The following is a 23,040-nucleotide window of genomic DNA, read 5'->3' on the forward strand; positions in this document are numbered from 1 at the left end:
ATGAAAAAAATATTAGTAATGATAGGAATAATCGCTGCAGCTGTAAGTTCTTGCAGTGATTATATTGAAGAAGATAGCCGCTCATTTGTACCGGCAGACGCAACATATAAAACAGCATCTGGATTCCAGTTATTGGTCAACACAAATTATGCTTGGCTGAAAGGAATTTATGGCGGAAACCCATGGCTTTTTGAAGCAGGAACCGATATGTATGCTGAAGGAAGAACTCCAGAACCAGCAGGATTAAGCCAGTATACACTTTTAATTCCTTCGTCAGACAACGTAGCCGATTTATATACTTCTTGTTATCAGCAGATTCAAGCGGTAAATAAGACTGTATATTACTCTACAATTACAGAACAGACACCAAATTTAAACACACTTGTTGGTGAGGCACGTTATTTAAGAGCAAATGCTTATTTCTTATTAGTGCAGACTTATGGTGGTGTGCCGATTGTTTTGGATAATATTACTACTCCAGTTTTATCTTTTACAAGAAATACTGCTGAGGAAGTGTACACACAAATTATTGCAGATTTAGATTTTGCTTTGGCGAATGTTGGAACTTCGGCTTATGGTACTACAGGAAGAGTAAATAAAAGAGCAGTAAACGATTTGTTGGCAAAAGTGTATTTAACAAGAGGATATGAAACTTTCGGAAAAGCAGATGATTTCTCTAAAGCAGCAGCTTACGCCGATGCAGCAATTGCAGGTCAAACTTTAGCAATTGCATTCGACCAGCTATTTAAACCAGGAAATGATCTAAATGCAGAAACGATTTTTTCTGTACAATACGATAAAGCCTCTACAAGTACAGATCCGACAAAATTGGGTAACAACCAGTTTTACTATTTCAGTTCTTATTTAGGAGGAGCAGAAACAGGAGCTCCATTAAGAAGTTACAATTTATGTCCTACAGATTATGCTTTAGGCTTATATGAAAAGGGGGATGCTAGATGGAATGCTACTTTCATGACCGAAATTTTAGAAGGACCAGAAACAACAAATGGGGTTACAAAAACTATTTTATACTATCCGTACTACAGAAGTTCAAATCCATCTTCTTTAAAAATTAGACATTTTTACGAGCCAAAATGGTTTACAGCGGCAGATAAAGCGGCTTATATGACAACTAATGCTTCTAGATTAGCTTCGACATTTGTATATCACCCTTGGGGAGAATATTCTGCAGCTCATACGCTAATTAAAAACTTAGACTGTTATACTATTCCAGTTAAGAAATTTGACGATCCAGATCCAACTACTCCATCAAGTACAGGGCCTGTAAGTACAAGAGATATTATTGTTTCTAGACTTGGAGAAACGTACTTAGTTGCAGCAGAAGCTTATTTAAAAGCAGGAAATCCAGGAACAGGATTAGCTCGTTTAAATGAAGTAAGAAGAAGAGCAGGCGTTGCCAATGCAACTGCAGCTCAGTTTAATATCGACTATATCTTAGACGAAAGAGGACGCGAACTATTAGGAGAATACAAACGCTGGTTCGACTTAAAACGTACAGGAACTTTAGTGGCAAGAGCTTCAGCTCATAATTATAAAATTAAAGAAGCAAATTTTGTTGGTATAGACGGAAAACTTAAAATTTTAAGACCAATTCCACAATCAGCTTTAGATTTGAATCAGAATAAAGATTTTCCTCAAAATCCTGGTTATTAGTAATTTGTTAGTTTTTTGAGAACTATGTTTTTTGAAGTAGTTAAAAAGGGGTTTGACTATAGGTCAAACTCCTTTCTTAACTAAAAAGTAAAGAGTAGAAATGCGAAAATTTAAATTAATCTTAGCGTTGTTTTTTAATGTGATTGTAATGCAAAGCCAGCAATACAAAACAGATACGTCGTATACCATTAAAAGTACTTATGCTAAATTAATTAAGAAATATCCATTTATTACAATCCCAGAAGTAAAACCAAATTCAGATGTTAAAGAAACATTCGATTTGGTTTACAATAAAGAACACGATCGCGTTTTGCATTTTGATGCTTTTATCAGTACTAAAAAGAAAAAAAATCCAGCTGTAATTATGATTCATGGCGGAGGATGGAGATCGGGCAATAAAAACCAAATGCAGTTTATAGGAAGAGAAATTGCCGCAAAAGGCTATTCTTGTTTTGCTATCGAGTATAGATTATCGCTAGAAGCAAAATATCCAACAGGAGTTATTGATGTAAAGAATGCAATAAAATTTATCAAAGAGAATGCGAACAAATTTAATGTAGATCCAAACAAAATTGCGGTTTTAGGCTGTTCTTCGGGAGGGCAAATGGCAGCTTTGATTGGTACTACAAACAATGAACCTTTTTTTGAAGATAAAAATTTTAAAAGCAGAGCATCGTCAAAAGTCAATGCTATAATTGATGTTGATGGTGTTTTGGCATTCAAACATCCAGAATCGTCAGAAGGAGATATGGCGGCATTTTGGCTAGGAGGAAAATCGGATGAGATTCCTGAAAATTGGAAAAATGCTTCGGCACTCACTCATACAGATAAAAATACACCGCCCGTGTTATATATCTGCAGCAGCATTCCGAGATTTCATGCAGGAAGAGACGATATGATTCAGATTTTAAATCAATATAAAATTTATAATGAAGTGCAGACCATTCCAGATTCGCCTCATTCATTTTGGTTTTATAACCCTTGGTTTACACAGACTATTTCGTACAGCGTACGATTTTTAGATACAATTTTTAAATAATATTAGAATACAAATGAAAGCAAAAATCACCACAGCAGTTTTATTTTTAGTAGGCTTAACAGCCGTAAATGCGCAGAAATATGATATTAAAACCAATAAAACGTATGCCGAAATATCTGCAAAAACAGACGGAAAATGGGAGGGAAGGAAGTATAAAGGCGGTACTGTGTTTAAAAATGTGGACCGATTAAAGCTGGCTCCGGAACATACGGATCATTCTTTTGATATTCGCTACGAGGGGCCAGGTTGGGAAAACAATAGAATTGGATACCGTTTGTATTTAGACTGGAGAAATGCTATTGATATCTTTGGAAAAAAGACATCAGAAAATATTCTTCCAAAAGTTGGACAGGACGGTTTCGATTCGTATCATGAAATGAGCGATTGGGGAGCAGATATTTTAAAAGCAGGAAAAGGAATCGGAATTGGTTCTATTGACCGTTATTTAAACAACGAAAAATTACACTTCCGTGAAGTTGATTCAACCATTGCGACAGTAGCTAATAAGTCGAACGAATCTACAGTAAAAGTAAATTACTATGGATGGAAAACAGCTTCAGATAAAATTGATTTTATTTCAGAATTGACTATAAAACCAGATCAATTGTATACTCAACATACAATTAAAGCATCACAGGCAATCAAAGGAATTTGTACAGGAATTGTAAAGACAAAAACGGGTGAATTGCTTAAAAAAGAAAGCAAAAATAAAAAATGGGCGTATTTGGCAACTTACGGAGAACAATCTTTGGTTCCAGATAAGTTAGGAATGGCAATTTTTTATGAAATTAGTACTATCGAAAATATTGCAGATACAGACTTGGATTATCTTTTAGTTTTTAAACCAACAACAAAAGCGGTTACTTTTTACCTTTTAGGAGCTTGGGAACAAGAGGTAAACGGAATTAAAACAAAAGAAGAATTTGCTCAATATTTAGATAAACAATTAGAAGTACTGAATAAAAAAGGCAAAATGTAATTTTATGTGTAAATCTCTTTCAACAAAGTTCATCCTCGGAAATATTCTGGTTTTAATTCTGATTTTTGGAAATAAAATTAGTGCACAAAATCAAGCTGAAGTATCAGACAATGTTATTCCGTATGACTTAAAATGGTCAGAACGAACAGCACTTTCTATTTTAAGCAAGTATCCGAATGCATGGCAGTTGGATGGAAATGACAAACCAAAATGGGATTATAAAATGGGTTTTGTATTGTCTGGTTTTGAAAAATTGTATCAGAAGACTAACAATAAAAAATACCTAAACTATATCAAAGAATATGTCGATGGAATGATTGACAGTACAGGAAATATCAAAAAATATGATATTAAAGAATACAATATCGATTGTTTGAATCCTGGGAAACTGCTGTTTAATTTATACGATGTTACAAAAGATTCGCGCTATCTGCAGATTATCGGAAAACTTAGAAATCAGTTAGAAAGTCAGCCAAGAACACCAAGCGGAGGATTTTGGCACAAACAGATTTATCCGAACCAAATGTGGATTGACGGTTTGTATATGGCAGAACCTTTTTACGCGCAGTTTACGGTTAAGTACGAAAAAGGAAAAAGCTTAGATGATATTGCTAAGCAGTTTGAATTGGTTCAAAAACATATTGTAGACCCAAAAACAGGTTTGGTTTATCAAGCTTGGGACGAAAGTAAAGAGATTGCGTGGGCAGATAAACAGACAGGAACTTCGCCAACAATCTGGGGTAGGGGAATTGGCTGGTACATGGTTGCTTTGGTTGAAACATTAGATTATTTCCCAAAATCGCATCCAAAATATAAAGTTTTGGTAGAGTACTTGAATCAGATTGCAAAAAATGTGAATCAGTTCAAAAGTGAAAATGGGTTATGGTATCAAGTTGCCGATAAACCAGAATTGTATGGAAATTACGTAGAACCATCTGCTTCTGGAATGATTATTTATGCTTTTGCAAAAGGAGCCAATAAAGGCTATTTAGCGTCAAGCTATAAGTCAATAGCCAAAAAATCATTTGACAGCTTTGTAAAAGAATTTGTGAAAATAGATAAAAAAGGAGAAGTCAATATATTGAATGTTTCATCAAATGTAGGTTTGGGAGGAAAGCCATTCCGTGATGGAACGAACAATTATTATTTGTCTTCTAAAACAAAAGAAAATGGTGCAATAGGCCTTGGGGCATTTTTATTAGCATCAATTGAATTAGAAAAATAGTTGAATTTAAATATATGTTGAAATGAAAAATAGTAGAAAGCACAATTACTTCATGTCGGCTCTAATGGTCTTTGTTATGACTATTACGAGCTGTAAAGTAACCTCACAGGAACCTGCAAAAGATATCGTAATTGGAAAGAATGCAAAATGGTCTGATAAAATGGCCTTAACGTTGATGAAACGTCATCCAGAAGCATACATGATTGACGATGCCAAAAAGCCAAAGTGGGATTATGTTCATGCTTTAGTATTGCATTCGATCGAAGAATTATACAAAAAAAATCCAGATCCGAGATATAAAGCTTACATCAGAGGTTATGTAGATAATTTAGTTCAAGCTGACGGAAGCATTAATACATACGAATTCGATAAATACAATATTGATTTAGTATTGCCAGGGCGTCTGCTTTTTAATGTATATGATTATTCAAAAGAAGATAAATATTTAAAAGCGTTACAATTAATTCGCAAACAACTTACAGAACAGCCAAGAACTCAAAGCGGTGGATTCTGGCACAAACAAATCTATCCAAACCAAATGTGGTTAGATGGTTTATATATGGGCGAACCATTCTATGCAGAATACACTGCTAGATTTGAAAATGGAAAAAGTTTTGACGATATCGCAAAACAATTTGAAGTGATTCAGCTTAAAGCAACAGATCCTAAAACTGGATTATTGTACCATGGTTGGGACGAAAGCAAACAAATGCCTTGGGCAAATAAAGAAACAGGAAACTCTCCAAACTTCTGGTCTAGATCTTTAGGGTGGTATGTAATGGCTTTGGTTGATGTTTTAGATTATATGCCAAAAGATCATCCAAAAAGAAAAGAATTAATTAAGTATTTAAACAATGCTTCTGAAGCGATACTTAAATTTCAGGATAGTAAATCTGGCTTGTGGTATCAAGTTACAGATAAAGGCGGAGAAAAAGACAATTATTTAGAAGCTTCTGGATCTGCAATGTTTGCGTATGCTTATGCAAAAGGAGCAAACAAAGGATATTTGCCAGCTAAATTTAAAAAAGCAGCCAACAAAGCTTTTGACGGATTAACAACAATTTTAATCAAAAAAGTAGATGAAGATGGCGGAATTACTTTAACAAACTGCTGTCAAGTAGCAGGTTTAGGAGGAAACCCATACCGTGACGGTTCTTATGAATATTACGTAAACGAAAGAAAAAAAGACAACGATCCTAAAGCAACAGGACCTTTTATTTTGGCAGCTATTGAGTTAAACAGATAATTTTTAGAAGTTATGAGTTATGAATGCTCTGCTTTGTCTTGCTGAGCGGAGTCGAAGCATCGCAAAGAAACTCCACAAAGAAAAGCAAATTTAAGACCCGACAGGTTTTTAAAACCTGTCGGGTTTAAATAAAAAGTATAGTTTAAAAATGAAAAATATAAAAATCATCCTATTCCTTTTCTGTATTATTCCTTTTCAAAAGAATACAGCACAAGTCTGGATACCAGATAACGGAGACGGAACATACACCAATCCTGTTATTCATGCCGATTACTCAGATCCAGATGTTGTTCGCGTAGGCGATGATTATTATATGACAGCTTCATCTTTTAACTGTATTCCGGGTTTACCAATCTTACATTCAAAAGACTTGGTAAACTGGAAAATTATCGGACATGCTTTGGTAAAACAGCCACCGTTTGAAACGTACGATAGAGTACAGCACGGAAACGGAGTTTGGGCGCCAAGCATTACGTTTAATAAAAACGAATTTTATATTTATTATCCAGATCCCGATTTCGGAATTTATATGATAAAAGCAAAAAAAGCAGAAGGCCCTTGGTCTGAACCGCTTTTGGTTAAAGCAGGAAAAGGATTGATCGATCCTAGTCCGCTTTGGGATACCGATGGGAAAGCTTATTTGACTCATGCTTTTGCAGGAAGTCGCGCGCAGATTAAAAGTCTGTTAGTCGTATGTACGATGAATCCAGAAGGAACAGTTGTGAACAATGACGAAGTTATGGTTATTGACGGACATAAGGGCGAAGAAACCATTGAGGGGCCAAAATTTTACAAGCGAAATGGATATTACTACATTTTTGCTCCAGCTGGCGGAGTTCCAACAGGATGGCAGACGGTTTTAAGATCGAAAAATGTTTTCGGGCCTTATGAAAAAAAGAAGGTTCTAGAACAAGGTTCGACCAAAATAAATGGTCCGCATCAAGGTGCTTGGGTTACGACACAGACAGGAGAAGACTGGTTTTTTCATTTTCAAGATAAAGAAGCCTATGGACGCATTGTTCATCTCCAGCCAATGAAATGGGTAAACGATTGGCCAGTTATGGGAGAAGATTTTGATAAAAACGGAATTGGTGAGCCAGTAACAACTTACAGAAAGCCAAATGTCGTTAAAAAATATCAGATAGAAGTTCCAGCAACTTCAGATGAGTTTAACGAACCTAAATTAGGATTGCAATGGCAATGGCAGGCTAATAAACAAACCAATTTTGGATTTCCGACTAGTTTAGGATATCTGAATCTATTTTGTAACACTAGTACTTCGAACATCTTCAATGCACCTAATTTGTTACTACAAAAATTCCCAGCAGAAGAATTTACAGCTACAGCAAAATTGACTTTTAATTCGAGACTTAAAGGCGAATCAACAGGTTTGATTGTAATGGGATTAGATTACAGTTTTCTGTGTTTTAAAAATATCGATGGAAAATTATACCTAAACCAGAAAACGGGAACTTTTGACAAAACGGTTTCAGAAACAGGAACAAAACCAATTTTAATAGAAAACAATACCATTTACCTTAGAGTTCAAATTAAGAAAGACGGAATGTGTAGTTTCTTTTACAGTTTAGATGATAAAAATTATCAGTCTATCGGAAATGAGTTCAAATCTAGAGAAGGAAGATGGATTGGTGCCAAAGTTGGACTTTTCGCTTTGGGCGAAGAAATAAAAAATGATTCTGGAAATGTAGAGGTAGATTGGTTTAGAATCACGAAATAAAAAAGTGCAAAAAAGGAGAAAAAAGGAAATTTTTTATTTTTTTTCAAAAAAGTGGCTTCTATAATTTGATTGTGCTGTATTAAATTTAAAAAGCAATATCAAAACACATTTTATAAGAAAAAGATTTCTTAAATATGTGTTCAAATGATTTTTCTTACAGTATGGTTGAAAATGAGCTAATTTTTCACTTTTAGAAGACAAAAATAGTTCCTTACAATAAAAGCATTAAAAAACGATTAAATGATGCAATTAAAAAAAACAGCTTTAATGCTTATTCTATTTTTAAGCATTGGAATTCATGCTCAAACCACTTATAAAAGATGGCCTGACATTATTCGTAAGAGTGATGCCGCTTGGTTTACAACAGCAGATGCAAAAAGAATAGCCGAAAATGTACTGCTCTACCAAAGAGACATTGGAGGCTGGCCAAAAAATATTCAGATGCAAGATGAGTTGACTGAAAAGCAGAAAAAAGATTTAATTGCACTCAAAAAAACTGCCGTAGAAACGACAACAGACAACGGAGCAACGTGTCAGGAAATGCTGTTTATGTCTAGAATGTATGCGCAGGTAAAAGACGAGCGTTATCGAGAATCTTTCTTAAAAGGTTTAAATTATCTACTAGAAGCGCAATATGCAAATGGCGGTTGGCCGCAGTTTTATCCGTTAAAAAAAGGCTATTATACGCACATTACCTACAATGACGATTCGATGGTGAATATTATGAATGTCATAAAAGCCGTAGCAGACGAATCGGATTATTACAGCATTAAACCATCAAAAGAAGTTGTAGAAAAATGCAAAAAAGCATTTGATAAAGGAATCGACTGCATTTTAAAAACACAATACAAACAAAATGGAGTTTTAACGGCATGGTGCGCACAGCATGATGAAATTACGTTGGCTCCTGCAAATGCTAGAGCTTTTGAGTTGGCTTCGTTAAGCGGTTACGAATCAGCAAAAATTGTATTGCTTTTAATGTCAGTTAATAAACCTTCAAGAGAAATTGTAACAGCCGTAAGAAGTGCTGTGGAGTGGTTTGAAAAAACAAAAATCACTAATTTAGAAGAAAAAAGAGTCTTAAATGACGCTGGAAAAATCGTAGACAAAAAAATGATTCCAACAGCAAATGCTAAACCCATTTGGGCAAGGTTTATGGATTTGGAAACCAATGAGCCTTTCTTTTGCGATCGCGACGGAATCAAGAAAAAATCATTAGATCAAATTGGATCTGAAAGAAGAAATGGGTACTCTTGGTATTCAGATGCACCGCAGGAAGTTTTGAAAAAATTTCCGGATTGGGCAGTTAAAAACGGCACTAAAGTAGGCGCTTCCGAAAAGAAAAATGTAAACTATATTACTGTAGCGCAAGACGGTTCTGGAGATTACACAAAAATACAAGATGCTGTTTATGCGACTCCAGCTTTTCCGTATGAGAAAGTGACAATCTTTGTAAAAAACGGAACATATAACGAGAAAGTCCGAATTCCAGAATGGAATACCAATGTTGTTTTGCAAGGAGAAAGCAAAGAAAACACCATTATTACATTTGATGATAATTTTTCGAAAATTGCTCTGGGAAGAAACAGTACTTTTTATACCTACACACTTTTGGTTGAAGCAGACGATTTTTCGGCATCAAACCTAACTATTAAAAATACTTCAGGAGAACGCGGACAGGCTATTGCATTGTCAGTTACAGCAAATCGCGTCAAAATAACAAACTGTAATCTTTTAGGAAATCAGGATACTTTGTATTTATCAGGAAAAGAAGCCAAACAGTATTTTAAAGACTGTTATATTGAGGGCACAACCGATTTTATATTTGGTGGCGCAACAGCTTTATTTGAAAACTGTACTATTCACAGTATCAAAAGTTCATATATCACAGCAGCCTCAACGCCAGAAGGAACGCAGTTTGGATTCGTTTTTAAAAACTGTAAACTCACGGCAAATCCAGAAGCTAAAGACGTTTATTTAGGAAGACCATGGCGTATTTATGCGAAAACCGTTTTTATAAACTGCGAAATGGGCTCTCAAATTAAACCTGAAGGTTGGGAAAATTGGTCAAAACCAGAAGCAGAAAAAAATACCTTTTACGCCGAATATAATTGCAAAGGTGAAGGATTTCAGCCAACAAAAAGAGTGAAGTGGTCACATCAGCTTACCAAAAAAGAAGCAGTGCAATATTCTATAGAGAATATTCTTAGAGATAAGATTACAAATTGGTATTCTCCTTTAAAATAAAAAATGAATTTCATGAATTTCAAATATCTATTTATAATGCTCTTTTCGTGGGCTTCATTTGCTCAGAATAGTGATTTTCCGTCAGCAAAAGTCGATTCTATTGTAAAAAACATAAAACTTCCAGAAATTCCTTCTTTTCAAATCAATGTAACGAAATTAGGAGCAAAAGGAGATTTTGTTTCAGACAATAAAAAGGCTTTTGATAAAGCGATGGCATTATGCAAAAAGAACAACGGCGGAACTATTATTGTCCCAAAAGGAACTTATAAAATTAACGGACCGATTCATTTTGTAAGCAATGTAAATCTTAAGATAGAAAAAGGCGCAAAAATAAAATTCAGTGATAATCCGAAAGATTACTTGCCATTGGTTTTAACAAGTTGGGAAGGAACAATGCTCTATAATTACAGTCCGCTTATTTATGCTAACAACTGCACCAATATTGCCATTTCTGGTGAAGGAACTATTGATGGAGAAGGTGGAAAGATTTGGAAAACCTTTAAAGCAAAAGAAAAGGAAGGTAAAAATCGAAGCCGTGACATGAACCATAACAATACTCCATTGAGAGAAAGAAAATTTGGAGAAGGCTACTTTTTGAGACCGCAGATGATTCAATTTTTAAACTGCAAGAATATTTTGGTCGAAAATATCAGAATCGAAAATTCGCCATTCTGGTGTCTGCATCTTTTAAAATCAGAAAGTATAACTATTCGTGGCATAAGCTATAAATCACTGAATCATAATAATGACGGAATCGATCCAGAATATGCAAAAGATGTTTTAATTGAAAATGTAACTTTTGACAATGGAGACGACAATGTTGCCATAAAAGCGGGAAGAGACCATGAAGGAAGAGCTAATACAGCGACGCCAAGCCAAAATATTATCATTAGAAATTGTAATTTTAAAGGACTGCACGGAGTCGTAATTGGCAGCGAAATGTCAGCTGGAGTTCAGAATGTTTTTGTAGAAAACTGTAAAACTGTGGGTTATTTAAAAAGAGGAATTTATTTGAAAACCAACGCAGATCGCGGGGGATATATTAAAAATATATTTGTTAGAAATATTGAATTAGATCAAGTTGAGGACTGTTTGTACATTACAGCAAATTATCATGGAGAGGGGAAAGGTTATCAGTCTGATATATCGAATGTATATTTTTCAAATATTACTTGTAACAAAGCTTCAGAATCGGGAATTGTCATTCAAGGATTTCCAGACAAGAAAATCAAAAATATTTCTTTAAAAAATATAGAGATCAAATCGGTAAAAAATGCATTATCAAACGAAAATGCAGAAAATGTTTTAATGACAGATGTATTCATAGGTCAGAGGGCAGGAGTTCCTACAGCAGTTTCGAAACCTTAGTTTGAGGCAAAGGGCTAAGACTGATAATCTAAATAACTATCGGCTAAAAAGAAAAAACTTAAAAATGAAAAAATATATTTTAATAACATTTCTGATCACATCGTTTTGCTTTGCACAAAAAACATCAGTGTATTGTATTGGAGACTCTACGATGGCTAATAAAAAAGATCCCGATCGTAACCCAGAACATGGATGGGCGCAGGTATTACAGCCATTTTTTAACGATAATATTTTAATAATAAATAAAGCCGTAAATGGCAGAAGCACCAGAAGCTTTATTGACGAAAAGCGTTGGGATTCTATTTATAAACAATTAAAAAAAGGTGATTATGTTTTAATAGAATTTGGACATAATGATCAAAAAATAGAAGACCCAAGTCGTTATACAAATCCGCATACTGCGTACAGATATAATTTAATAAAATTTGTAAAAGAAAGCAGAGAGAAAGGAGCAATACCTATTTTGCTTACCTCTATTTCTAGACGAAATTTTAATGAGAAAGGAGTTTTAGTTCCCACTCATGGTGATTATCCTTTGGAAACTCGTTTAGTTGCACAAGAATATAAGGTGCCTCTAATTGATTTGGAATATTATACAGAATTATTAGAACAATCGTATGGACCTGATAAATCAAGAGAACTGCACTTACACTTTAAAGCAGGAGAGAACCCTTATTACGATAAAGACAAAGCCGACGATACTCACCTATCTTTAAAAGGAGCTACCGAAATTGCTCAAATTGTAGTTGCACAAATTAAGCTTTTACAAGCTCCCTCTTTGGAAAGATTAAAAAAACAGATTAAAAATTAAACGATTTTAATAGCTTTAAATATATTTTATACGATATAGAATAAGAAGAAGAAAATATAATATTATGAGAGAAGGGGAAGCACAATGCTTTCCCTTTTTTTATGTGTATTAATTACAGATAATTTTTATAAGAATCTTAATTTTTCTTTATCTGAGATGCATTAATTTAATTGAGTTTGGATTAAGATATTTAAAATATACCCTAATCTACAATTTTAAAAACTTTTACTGGTAATTTTTCCTGATGCTTAGAAAGAACTTTGCGCTTTCAAAATCAGTGTTTTTGTAAAGGGTTCTAAAATTTCAAAAATGTGATTGTTTTTTTATAATCACATATTTCAAGTACTGAGTTCAATTTTAGAATTAGTAAAGTTCATAATAAAACATTCTTATCATTAATTAAAGATAAAATTTTTATTGGAATTGAAATGTTGATTTTAATGATGTATATAAAAAAGAAAATGATTATCAACACATTAAATTAATTAATAAAATGAAAAATAAACTACTTCCTTTAATTTTTGTACTAGGTTGTTATTCTGCTTACTCTCAAGTAGGTATTGGAAAATTAAATCCTAATCCTTCTGCTCAGTTAGAGGTATTTGCTGATGATAAGGGTATGTTAATTCCGAGAGTAAAACTAACAGGAACTACAGATGCTACTACTATTGTAAAAGGAAATGTGGAAAGCTTGCTAGTTTTTAACACAGAAAGTATTTCAGATGTTGTTCCAGGATACTACTACTGGTATAATAATAAATGGAATAGATTTACTGTTTCTGGTGAATCAGCAGGTATTATATCAGGACAGGGAGTTCCAGGTAATAAAGGAGAAGCTGGTTATCCTGGTGACAGTGTAGCGATGTATATAGATAGTGAAACTGGAAAAGTTTATATCCGAGATCCTAAAGATCCAGACAAATGGATTCCATTAACAAGTAAAAATGGAATCGATGGAATCCCTGGAGTTGACGGAGCGCCAGGAACAGATGGTGCCATTACAACTCTGGATGCCATCGTAAAAGATCCTGAAGGTAATATCTATGCTTATGTTGGAGAAGATAAAACGGTTGCGGGACGCGATGCGGAATGGGCTTCTAAATCTCCAAACTGGGTTAAGATCAACGGACTTGACGGAAGAGACGGAAAAGACGGCGTTATTGGCGGAAAAGGAGCTCCAGGAGCGAAAGGCGAAGCAGGCTATCCAGGAGATAATGTTGCAATGTATATTGATAATGAGACGGGAACCGTTTATGTTCGCGATCCTAAAGATCCGGACAAATGGATTCCATTGACAGGAAAAAATGGAATCGATGGAATTCCAGGAGTTGACGGAGCGCCAGGAACGGCTGGTTCAATCACGACTCTTGATGCAATCGTAAAAGATCCAAACGGCGATATCTACGCTTATGTTGGAGAAGATAAAACAGTTGCTGGACGCGATGCGGAATGGGCTTCTAAATCTCCAAACTGGGTTAAGATCAATGGTCTTAACGGTAAAGACGGAATCACAGGTGCAAATGGAGAGCCAGGAGCAGCAGGTTCAATCACTACTTTGGATGCGATTGTAAAATCACCAAGTGGAGACATCTACGCTTATGTTGGAACAGATAAAACAGTTGCAGGTCGTGATGCGGAATGGGCCGCTAAATCTCCAAACTGGGTTAAGATCAACGGTATGAATGGGGCTGACGGTATTGCAGGGGCTACAGGAGCGCCAGGTACGGCTGGTTCAATCACGACTCTTGACGCAATCGTAAAAGATCCAAACGGCGATATCTATGCTTATGTTGGAACAGATAAGACAGTCGCAGGACGTGATGCGGAATGGGCCGCTAAATCTCCAAACTGGGTTAAGATCAACGGTATGAATGGGGCTGATGGTATTGCAGGGGCTACAGGAGCGCCAGGTACGGCTGGTTCAATCACGACTCTTGACGCAATTGTAAAAGATCCAAATGGAATTATTTATGCTTATGTTGGAACAGATAAGACAGTTGCAGGACGTGATGCGGAATGGGCTGCTAAATCTCCAAACTGGGTTCCATTAAACGGTAAAAACGGAATTGATGGCAAAAATGGTATTTCGGGAGGTAACGGAGCTCCGGGAACTGCAGGCGCACCAGCTATTGACGATACGGTTCAGATGTATATAGACTATAGCACTGGGACAGTTTATGTAAGAGATCCGCAAGATAATACGAAATGGGTTCCTGCAAACAAAGAAACATTGACATCACTGGTTTTTGATGAAGCAAGCAATAAGCTAACGTATACAAATGAAAATTCTGTGGCGAATGTAATTGATTTAGGTGAAGCAATCGCGGCGGGAGAGACCAAGACAACTTTGTCTCATAATGCTACGACAAACAAGTTGACTTATGTAGGCGAGGGGGAAACAGATATAATTAACTTGGCAGATATTACAACGACCACTCCTGATACAGTTTTGGAAGTTACAGGCACAGGAGCAACGTTCAAGGCTGCTACAGTAAACATTGTTCCTTCAGCAGTAGTCGGAGATGTATTGACTACATCTGAAACAGGTGTTGTGGCATGGAAGGCTCCGGTAAAAACAAATGTTATGGCTATTAAAGTAATTGCTGATGACTATACTTTGACGGATGATGATTATACTATTATTGCTGATGGACTGACGAAGAATATTACTATTAATCTGCCAGATCCTACAGTTAATAAAGGGCGAATGCTAGTAATAAATCAATTTGATTCAGTTAAAGAAGATGGGATTACGCCTTTGGTTGTTAATTTTAACTACAATTTAAAATATTCAGGAAAAGCGAGTTATTCTTATTTAACTGCTAGTATGTTTGCAGGGGTAACATCAGGAAGTTTAAAAGTCACTTTACAATCTGATGGTGTAAACTGGTATGTAATCACATACACAATGTAAGCTTTTTATATTGATTATAATAATGATTTTTAAAGAAGGGAATCCAAAGGGATTCTCTTCTTTTTTTATTAAACATTTTAGATGTTATTTTTTCAAGAGCGAATGCTTGGAAATTAAATTTATTACAAGATTTAAGAATGTCTTAAACTGTAAGTTTTAAAACTTTTCAGGGTAAATATAAATATGTATTACTCTGACCTTTGTTGCTTGAAATGAATTGTTTGAGTCAGCATGCTGTTTTAAGATATTAATTGAATTTAAATTAGATTTTATATGGCAAAGTTGATAAGAGTTTAAAAAAAATTAATAAACCATTAATGATTAAATCATATGAAGAATAAATTACTTCCTTTACTTTTTGTCATAGGTAGTTATTCTGCCTACTCTCAAGTTGTGATAGGAAAGAAAGAGGTTACGCCTTCTGCTCAACTAGAGGTTTTTGCAAGCGACAAAGGGATGCTGATTCCTAATGTTGAGTTAACGAGCACTGTTGATAGGACTACCATTAAGAATGGCAATGTGAATAGCTTATTAGTTTTTAACACAAAAACTATTGCTGATGTTGTTCCGGGTTATTACTATTGGTATAATAATAGGTGGAATAAATTTATTATTTCAGGAGAATCCAACGGTATTGCTACTGGTACAGGTATTCCTGGTAATAAAGGGGAAGCTGGGTATCCAGGTGAAAATGTGTCTTTGTATACAGATAAAGCAACAGGAACTGTTTATGTGCAGAATGCAGACGGTACATGGGCATCAATAAACGGTAAAAATGGATTAGACGGCAGAAACGGTATTGTAGGAGGAAACGGGGTTCCGGGAGCTCCAGGTACACCTGCTGTAGATAGTACTGTTCAAATGTATATTGATTACAATACTGGAACTGTTTATGTAAGAGATCCAAAGGATCCAAATAAATGGATTACAGTAAGTGGTCTTGATGGTATTGCTGGAGCTACAGGAGTGCCAGGAACGGCCGGTTCAATTACGACTCTTGACGCAATCGTAAAAGATCCAAACGGTAATATCTACGCTTATGTTGGAGACAATAAAACGGTTGCAGGACGCGATGCGGAGTGGGCTGCTAAATCTCCAAATTGGGTTAAGATTAATGGCTTAGATGGAAGAGATGGAAAAGACGGTGTTATTGGTGGAAAAGGAGTACCAGGAGCAAAAGGCGAAGCAGGTTATCCTGGTGACAGTGTAGCAATGTACATTGATAATGAGACGGGAACCGTTTATGTTCGCGATCCTAAAAATCCAGATAAATGGATTCCATTGACAGGAAAAAATGGAATCGATGGAATCCCTGGAGTTGACGGAGCGCCAGGAACAGATGGAGCCATTACGACTCTGGATGCCATCGTAAAAGATCCAAATGGAAATATTTACGCTTACGTAGGAGATGACAATACAGTTGCAGGACGTGCTAAAGCCTATAAGGACAAGTCAACCGACTGGGTAAAAATCAACGGATTGAACGGTAAGGACGGTATTTCCGGAGCAACGGGAGAGAAAGGTGTAGACGGAAAAATCACGACTCTTGATGCGATCATCAAATACGGTGCAGATATTTACGCTTACGTCGGTACAGCAGATACTCCTGAAGCCCGTACGATAGAATGGAATAACGGTTCAGCGAACTGGGTAAAAATCAATGGCATTAATGGTATCGATGGTAAAAACGGTATCAATGGTGGAAACGGAGCTCCTGGAGCACCGGGCACACCTGCTTTAGATCCTACTGTAGAAATGTATATTGATTATACAACCGGAACAGTATACGTTAAAGATCCTGAAAATCCTGGACAATGGGTTCCAATAAACGGTAAAGATGGCATTGAAGGAATTAAGGGGGTACCGGGAGAACCGGGAACAGATGGAGCCATTACGACTCTGGATGCCATCGTAAAAGATCCAAATGGAAATATTTACGCTTACGTAGGAGATGACAATACAGTTGCAGGACGTGCTAAAGCCTATAAGGACAAGTCAACCGACTGGGTAAAAATCAACGGATTGAACGGTAAGGACGGTATTACTGGAGCAACGGGAGAGAAAGGTGTAGACGGAAAAATCACGACTCTTGATGCCATCGTCAAATACGGTACAGATATTTACGCTTATGTCGGTACAGCGGATACTCCTGAAGGGCGTACTGCAGAATGGAATAACGGTTCGACAAACTGGGTAAAAATCAACGGATTGAACGGTAAGAACGGTATTACCGGAGCAACGGGAGAGAAAGGTGTAGACGGAAAAATCACGACTCTTGATGCGATCATCAAATACGGTACAGATATTTACGCTTATGTCGGTACAGCGGATACTCCTGAAGGGCGTACTGCAGAATGGAATAACGGTTCGACAAACTGGGTAAAAATCAACGGATTGAACGGTAAGAACGGTATTACCGGAGCAACGGGAGAGAAAGGTGTAGACGGAAAAATCACGACTCTTGATGCGATCATCAAATACGGTACAGATATTTACGCTTATGTCGGTACAGCGGATACTCCTGAAGCCCGTACGACAGAATGGAATAACGGTTCGACAAACTGGGTAAAAATCAACGGATTGAACGGTAAGGACGGTATTTCCGGAGCAACGGGAGAGAAAGGTGTAGACGGAAAAATAACGACTCTTGATGCGATCATCAAATACGGTACAGATATTTATGCTTACGTCGGTACAGCAGATACTCCTGAAGCCCGTACGATAGAATGGAATAACGGTTCAGCGAACTGGGTAAAAATCAATGGCATTAATGGTATCGATGGTAAAAACGGTATCAATGGAGGAAACGGAGCTCCTGGAGCACCGGGCACACCTGCTTTAGATCCTACTGTTCAGATGTATATAGATTATAGCACTGGGACAGTTTACGTAAGAGATCCGCAAGATAATACGAAATGGGTTCCTGCAAACAAAGAAACACTGACATCATTGGTTTTTGATGAAGCAAGCAATAAGCTAACATATACAAATGAAAATTCTGTAGCGAATGTAATTGATTTAGGTGAAGCAATCGCGGCGGGAGAGACCAAGACAACTTTAGCTCATAATGCAACTGCAAACACATTGACTTATGTAGGCGAGGGATCAACAGAGATAATTAACTTGGCAGACATTACAACGACCACTCCTGATACAGTTTTGGAAGTTACAGGCACAGGAGCAACGTTCAAGGCTGCTACAGTAAACATTGTTCCTTCAGCAGTAGTCGGAGATGTACTGACGACATCTGAAACAGGTGTTGTGGCATGGAAGGCTACAGTTAAACCAAATGTTTTAGGAATTGTGGCAACTTCTGATGATTATACAGTAAAAGCTGATGATTATACAATTATTGCAAATAAATTGACAAAAGATATTACTATTAAACTTCCTAATGCGGCAGATAACAAAGGTAGAATTATTGTTATTAATCAACATAATGTTGTTATACCTAATACGGATACTGCAGTACAGGTTAAGTTTGATGTCAATGTAATTTATTCAGATACCGATCAATATCCATACATCGCAGCAAGTTTATTTGGTGGGGTAAGTAAAGGAAGTGCAAAAATCACTTTACAATCTGATGGTGAAAATTGGTATGTAATTACCTATACAATGTAATTCATTTCTAAAGTTATTAAGTTTCGGTCATGTTTACAATGACCGAAACTTAATATCCTTAATTTATATAAAAACAATAAAAAAATAATAATGAAAAAAATAGTTTTTACTTTAATAATGGTTTTTACTTTGATGCAGACATTTGCACAAGGCAATGATCCAGTTGTTATTGGAGGTGCTCAAAAGGGAGATGCTAATGCAACTGTTGAAATTCTTTCAAAAAATGGTACAAAAGGTTTTATGCCTCCACGTTTAACGCAGGTGCAGATAAATGCTTTACAGGCATCATTAAAAGCAGAGAATAATGGCTTAAGTGTTTACAATACAGATGAAAAATGTCTTCAATCCTGGAAAGGTGATGCATGGACAGAATGCAATCCCGTGCAGATAGCTAAATTCGATGTCGATTGTGCTTCAAGTGGTATAAAAGGAATTTACTATAAAGATGTTCCAGTAACTAATAATGAGTATTTGGAGCTTTCAGTAGTAGTAAAGAAGGCAGGTGCATATACTTTTGTAGCTGAAACTCAAAATGGAGTGCGTTTCTTTCTATCGTCTGTTATTAGCACAGCAAGTCCAGCTCCTCAAATTATAAAAATTCCAGCTTTTGGAACACCAACAACAACAGGGACTTTTAATTATAATATTGTTGATCAGTCTGGTGTTACGGTATGTTCTTCATTTCCTGTAACTGTGACAGAAAATAATGCTGTATTTACAATTGATTGTAATAATACGCAGGTTGTTGGCAAATTTGAGGAAGGCAAAGAAGTTACAGGTTCCGATATGATCATTTTAAATCTTAATGTCACAAAAGCAGGTAACTATACCTTTAAAACAGTTGCACAAAACGGTCTTTCATTTTTTGCTTCTGGTACTTTAGCATATCCAGGTTTTAATCAGGTAAATCTTCGTCCTGTTATTGGTAGTATTCCAACTTGGAAAGCACCTGATGGGGTTATTACATTTGATATTCTTGATAAAGAAGATGTTTCTTTAGGCTGTGCTGTAAAAGTTCCGGTAACAAGTACAAAAGCAGAAGTAACTGTTGACTGTAATGCAGGAGTTGAAGTTGATGGTTTATTAATTGCAGGCCAATCTAGTACAGGTCAGAATAAAATTACTATAACAACTAATGTTACTAAAGTAGGACCTTGGAAAGTTGAAACCAATTTGATTAATGGATTGAAATTTGCCGGATCTGGAATATTTACTGAAACGGGTTCAAGTGAAGATAATGAAATGATTTTGTATGCTGATGGTACACCTACAGCGGTGGGTGATCAAATGTATACGATAACAGACAAGCTTTCAAATGCAACAATTTGTTCAAATGTTAAGGTGGTTGTTTCTCCTAATGAAGCTGTATTTACGTTAGGCAGCTGTAGTGCGCCTTCGCAAAGTGGAACATGGAAATCTAATGCTGCATTGGTTGGTGCAACAGCAACAGTAAATATGGTTGCTTCTCAAGCAGGACCATACAATCTGTCTGCTAGTGGATCTGGTATGACACTTACTGCGAGCGGGAATGCTTCGGCGGGAACGAATCCAATAATATTTAAAGCTAGCGGAACTCCAGAAGCAAGCGGATTGATTAGTCTTGATATAAAAAATAGTAAAGATGAAACAGTATGTACGATAACGATAAATGTTATAGCGAGTAAAGGTGCAAAAGATAATCCTGCTACTAGTTGTGCAGATATTTTAAGTGATATTCCTACTGCTAAGGATGGTGAATATTGGATCAAGCCAGCAACAGGTTATGCAGGTCAGGCAATCAAAACTTTTTGCGATATGACTAATGGTGGTTTAACATTAGTTTGGTCATTTACAGAACAAACAGCACTTACGACTTACCAGACTGTGAATCAAGGAAATATAAACGGAGATTATTTTAGATTTAATGTAGATCAGCCTAAAAATGCTGATAATTACACATCTGAGACTATTAATTACGAAAATTTCCGTTTACCAAGAGCAGTAATGCGTGGTCTTAGTCCGGAAAATCAATTATACTTTAAGGTTCGTATTGCATCAGGAGTAGCGGCTGCAAAAGATGTAAATGATGCTAATGCTTTGGCGAATTATGCTATATTTCCTACAGTTTATAATAATTTAGATATCAGATATGATAGTTGTACTGAACGTAACTGGATAGGAACAGGTAAAATTTTAGGTACTGCTTTTGGAACAGGTGCAAATAATGTAGCTTATTATGGCACTAAGACTAGTGGTGTTTATATGCAACCTTATCATAGTGGTGGTTATGCATTCCATATTAATTGGGATGGTGGATCTACTGTTAGCGGTGCAGGAAACCCTAATTATTTTGGTTGGTTTGGTGAAGGTGGTCAGGAAGTAAATGGTCACTTCTACAATTGTAAAACTGGCAATGCAGCTTGTTCAGGTAATACTACTGGCTCATCAGGTGTAATGGTTAGTAACCCTACAACTGGAGGAAGATTATTGCAATATTTCATGAAATAAAAAATCAAAATATAATTACAAAGAAAGAGATCTCCCATAAGAGATCTCTTTTTTGTAATTTGGTAAAAAATAAGATTAATGAGAAAGCAACATTTTATAAGAGTAATTGTTTTAATTATGTGCATAACTTCGATAGCTACAAAATCGTATAGTCAATCAGCTATTGTTGTTAAAAACGCTTATATCAAAAAAGGAGATGCTTCTTATTTGTACGGTTTTAGAGATAGTAAAAGAATTGAGATAGATACAGCTTATGCCGTTGTAGCGGGAAAAATAAGCATAGCTACCAAAGAAGCATTAAAACCTGGAATGTATTTTATAAGCACTCCATCAATTATTGAAAAAGAACCAATTCAGATACTTTTATCCCAAGAGCAAAAAGAACAAATTAATATAGAGTGCGAAGAGAGTAGTGATAAAATAAAGGTTGATAAAAATGTAGAAGGGGATGTTTATAGAGCTTACATTGAAGCTGCAAGACAGTATTTTATGCAGCAGGATAATTACAGAGTACAGTTACGCTCTGTGTCAACTGAAAAGGAAAAAGAATTACTCCTAAAAAAAGTGACTGATGCCCAGCAGCAATTTTACAATTTTGGAGTACAGACTGCAAAAGGTTATCCAGAGACATTACTGGCGTCCATAATAAATTGCAATAATATACCACCAAATCCTGACGATAAATTTAAAAGCTACTTAGAGCATACGTCATCCATACAATATAAAACGGCAACTGATTTTATTAGGAAAAACTATTGGTCAGGAGTTGATTTTAAAGATACGCTTTTGTTAAATACCCCATTTTTAGCTGACAAAACGGAAAATTACACGCGACAGTTTAATCCGGATGATTCAAATACTGTTGGAATTGTTGTTGAATTATTAGAAAAAAGTAAAGTAAATCCGCAATTATTTCAGATCATTTCTGATGCAATGTTTCAGATTTACAATAAACCAGGATCTGATTATTATAATAATGATGTTACTATTGCCATTCTTAATAAAAGTTTGGAGCAAACTTTTATTCCAGATTGGAAAAAGCTTTCGATCCGTGAGCAGATTAAAATAATTCAAAAAAATAAAATAGGAACAATTGCCAATAACATTACACTAAAAGATTCTAGTGGCAAATCGCATGTGCTGAAAGAATCAAAAGCAACCTATATTTTATTGTATTTTTATGATCCTGAGTGTCATTCTTGTGCAAAAGCGACTCCAATAGTAAAAGATTGGGCAGGAAAACAGAAAAATCTTAAAATATGGTCTGTTTATATAGAACAAGACAAAGCAAAATGGGAAAAGTATAACAATGAAAATAGTTCGCCAGAAAACTGGTTGAATTTATGGGATGAAAATAGAGAGGATAAATTGACAGAAAAGTATTGGATTGATGGTATTCCAGCAATGTATTTATTAGATAAAGATAAAAAAGTATTGTTAAAGAATGCTAGTTTTAATCAATTAGCGAATTATTTTTCTAACGAATGATAAAAAAAATAAACATATAAATTTTCAAAAAAAAGGTTGTCTTAGAAAAGACAACTTTTTTTTTGAAAAACTAGCTAACTGTTTTACTGAAAAGAATGTTATAGCCTGCTACTAGTATTTAAAAATAAATTAAAACATTTTAAATATTTAATATACAGATCACTTTTATCTTCCCTTATAAAAAGGGATAAATGGTAAAA

The 23,040-nt window shown here is 35.6% G+C and carries 13 protein-coding genes; all 13 read left to right on the top strand.

Going from position 1 to position 23,040, the window contains the following annotated elements; genetic code table 11:
• A complete protein-coding gene (locus tag JI750_RS16670) occupies positions 1–1,674 on the top strand; it encodes a RagB/SusD family nutrient uptake outer membrane protein (protein ID WP_202004558.1) in 1,674 nt (557 codons plus the stop codon).
• 100 nt (positions 1,675–1,774) lie between these two features.
• A complete protein-coding gene (locus JI750_RS16675; protein WP_202004560.1) occupies positions 1,775–2,713 on the top strand; it encodes an alpha/beta hydrolase in 939 nt (312 codons plus the stop codon).
• A gap of 13 nt (positions 2,714–2,726) precedes the next feature.
• On the top strand, positions 2,727–3,692 hold the full coding sequence (locus JI750_RS16680) for a DUF4861 family protein (protein WP_202004563.1): 966 nt from the start codon (positions 2,727–2,729) through the stop codon (positions 3,690–3,692).
• A gap of 4 nt (positions 3,693–3,696) precedes the next feature.
• Positions 3,697–4,917: a glycoside hydrolase family 88/105 protein gene (locus JI750_RS16685; protein ID WP_202004566.1), complete on the top strand. Its 1,221-nt coding sequence runs from the start codon at positions 3,697–3,699 to the stop codon at positions 4,915–4,917.
• Positions 4,918–4,939: 22 nt separating this feature from the next.
• Positions 4,940–6,163, top strand: a complete 1,224-nt coding sequence (locus JI750_RS16690; RefSeq protein WP_202004569.1) for a glycoside hydrolase family 88/105 protein — start codon at positions 4,940–4,942, stop codon at positions 6,161–6,163.
• Between the two features lie 148 nt (positions 6,164–6,311).
• Positions 6,312–7,901: a glycoside hydrolase family 43 protein gene (locus JI750_RS16695; protein ID WP_202004572.1), complete on the top strand. Its 1,590-nt coding sequence runs from the start codon at positions 6,312–6,314 to the stop codon at positions 7,899–7,901.
• Between the two features lie 240 nt (positions 7,902–8,141).
• A complete protein-coding gene (gene pelA, locus JI750_RS16700) occupies positions 8,142–10,148 on the top strand; it encodes a pectate lyase (RefSeq protein ID WP_202004575.1) in 2,007 nt (668 codons plus the stop codon).
• Between the two features lie 12 nt (positions 10,149–10,160).
• A complete protein-coding gene (locus JI750_RS16705) occupies positions 10,161–11,516 on the top strand; it encodes a glycoside hydrolase family 28 protein (protein WP_202004578.1) in 1,356 nt (451 codons plus the stop codon).
• Positions 11,517–11,580: 64 nt separating this feature from the next.
• Entirely contained in the window at positions 11,581–12,327 is a 747-nt protein-coding gene (locus tag JI750_RS16710; RefSeq protein ID WP_202004581.1) for a rhamnogalacturonan acetylesterase, read from the top strand.
• Between the two features lie 493 nt (positions 12,328–12,820).
• Positions 12,821–15,241 carry a phage tail-like protein gene (locus JI750_RS16715; protein WP_202004584.1) on the top strand — a complete coding sequence of 807 codons (2,421 nt, stop codon included), beginning with the start codon at positions 12,821–12,823 and terminating at the stop codon, positions 15,239–15,241.
• A gap of 330 nt (positions 15,242–15,571) precedes the next feature.
• The gene (locus tag JI750_RS16720) at positions 15,572–18,865 is read left to right on the top strand and encodes a phage tail-like protein (RefSeq protein ID WP_202004587.1); all 3,294 of its coding nucleotides are present in this window, start codon (positions 15,572–15,574) and stop codon (positions 18,863–18,865) included.
• 90 nt (positions 18,866–18,955) lie between these two features.
• Positions 18,956–21,352 carry a phage tail-like protein gene (locus tag JI750_RS16725; RefSeq protein WP_202004589.1) on the top strand — a complete coding sequence of 799 codons (2,397 nt, stop codon included), beginning with the start codon at positions 18,956–18,958 and terminating at the stop codon, positions 21,350–21,352.
• 78 nt (positions 21,353–21,430) lie between these two features.
• Positions 21,431–22,840: a thioredoxin-like domain-containing protein gene (locus JI750_RS16730; RefSeq protein ID WP_202004592.1), complete on the top strand. Its 1,410-nt coding sequence runs from the start codon at positions 21,431–21,433 to the stop codon at positions 22,838–22,840.
• Positions 22,841–23,040 lie beyond the last annotated feature (200 nt).

This window comes from Flavobacterium tagetis (assembly GCF_016735615.1).
GTDB classification, from domain to species: domain Bacteria; phylum Bacteroidota; class Bacteroidia; order Flavobacteriales; family Flavobacteriaceae; genus Flavobacterium; species Flavobacterium tagetis.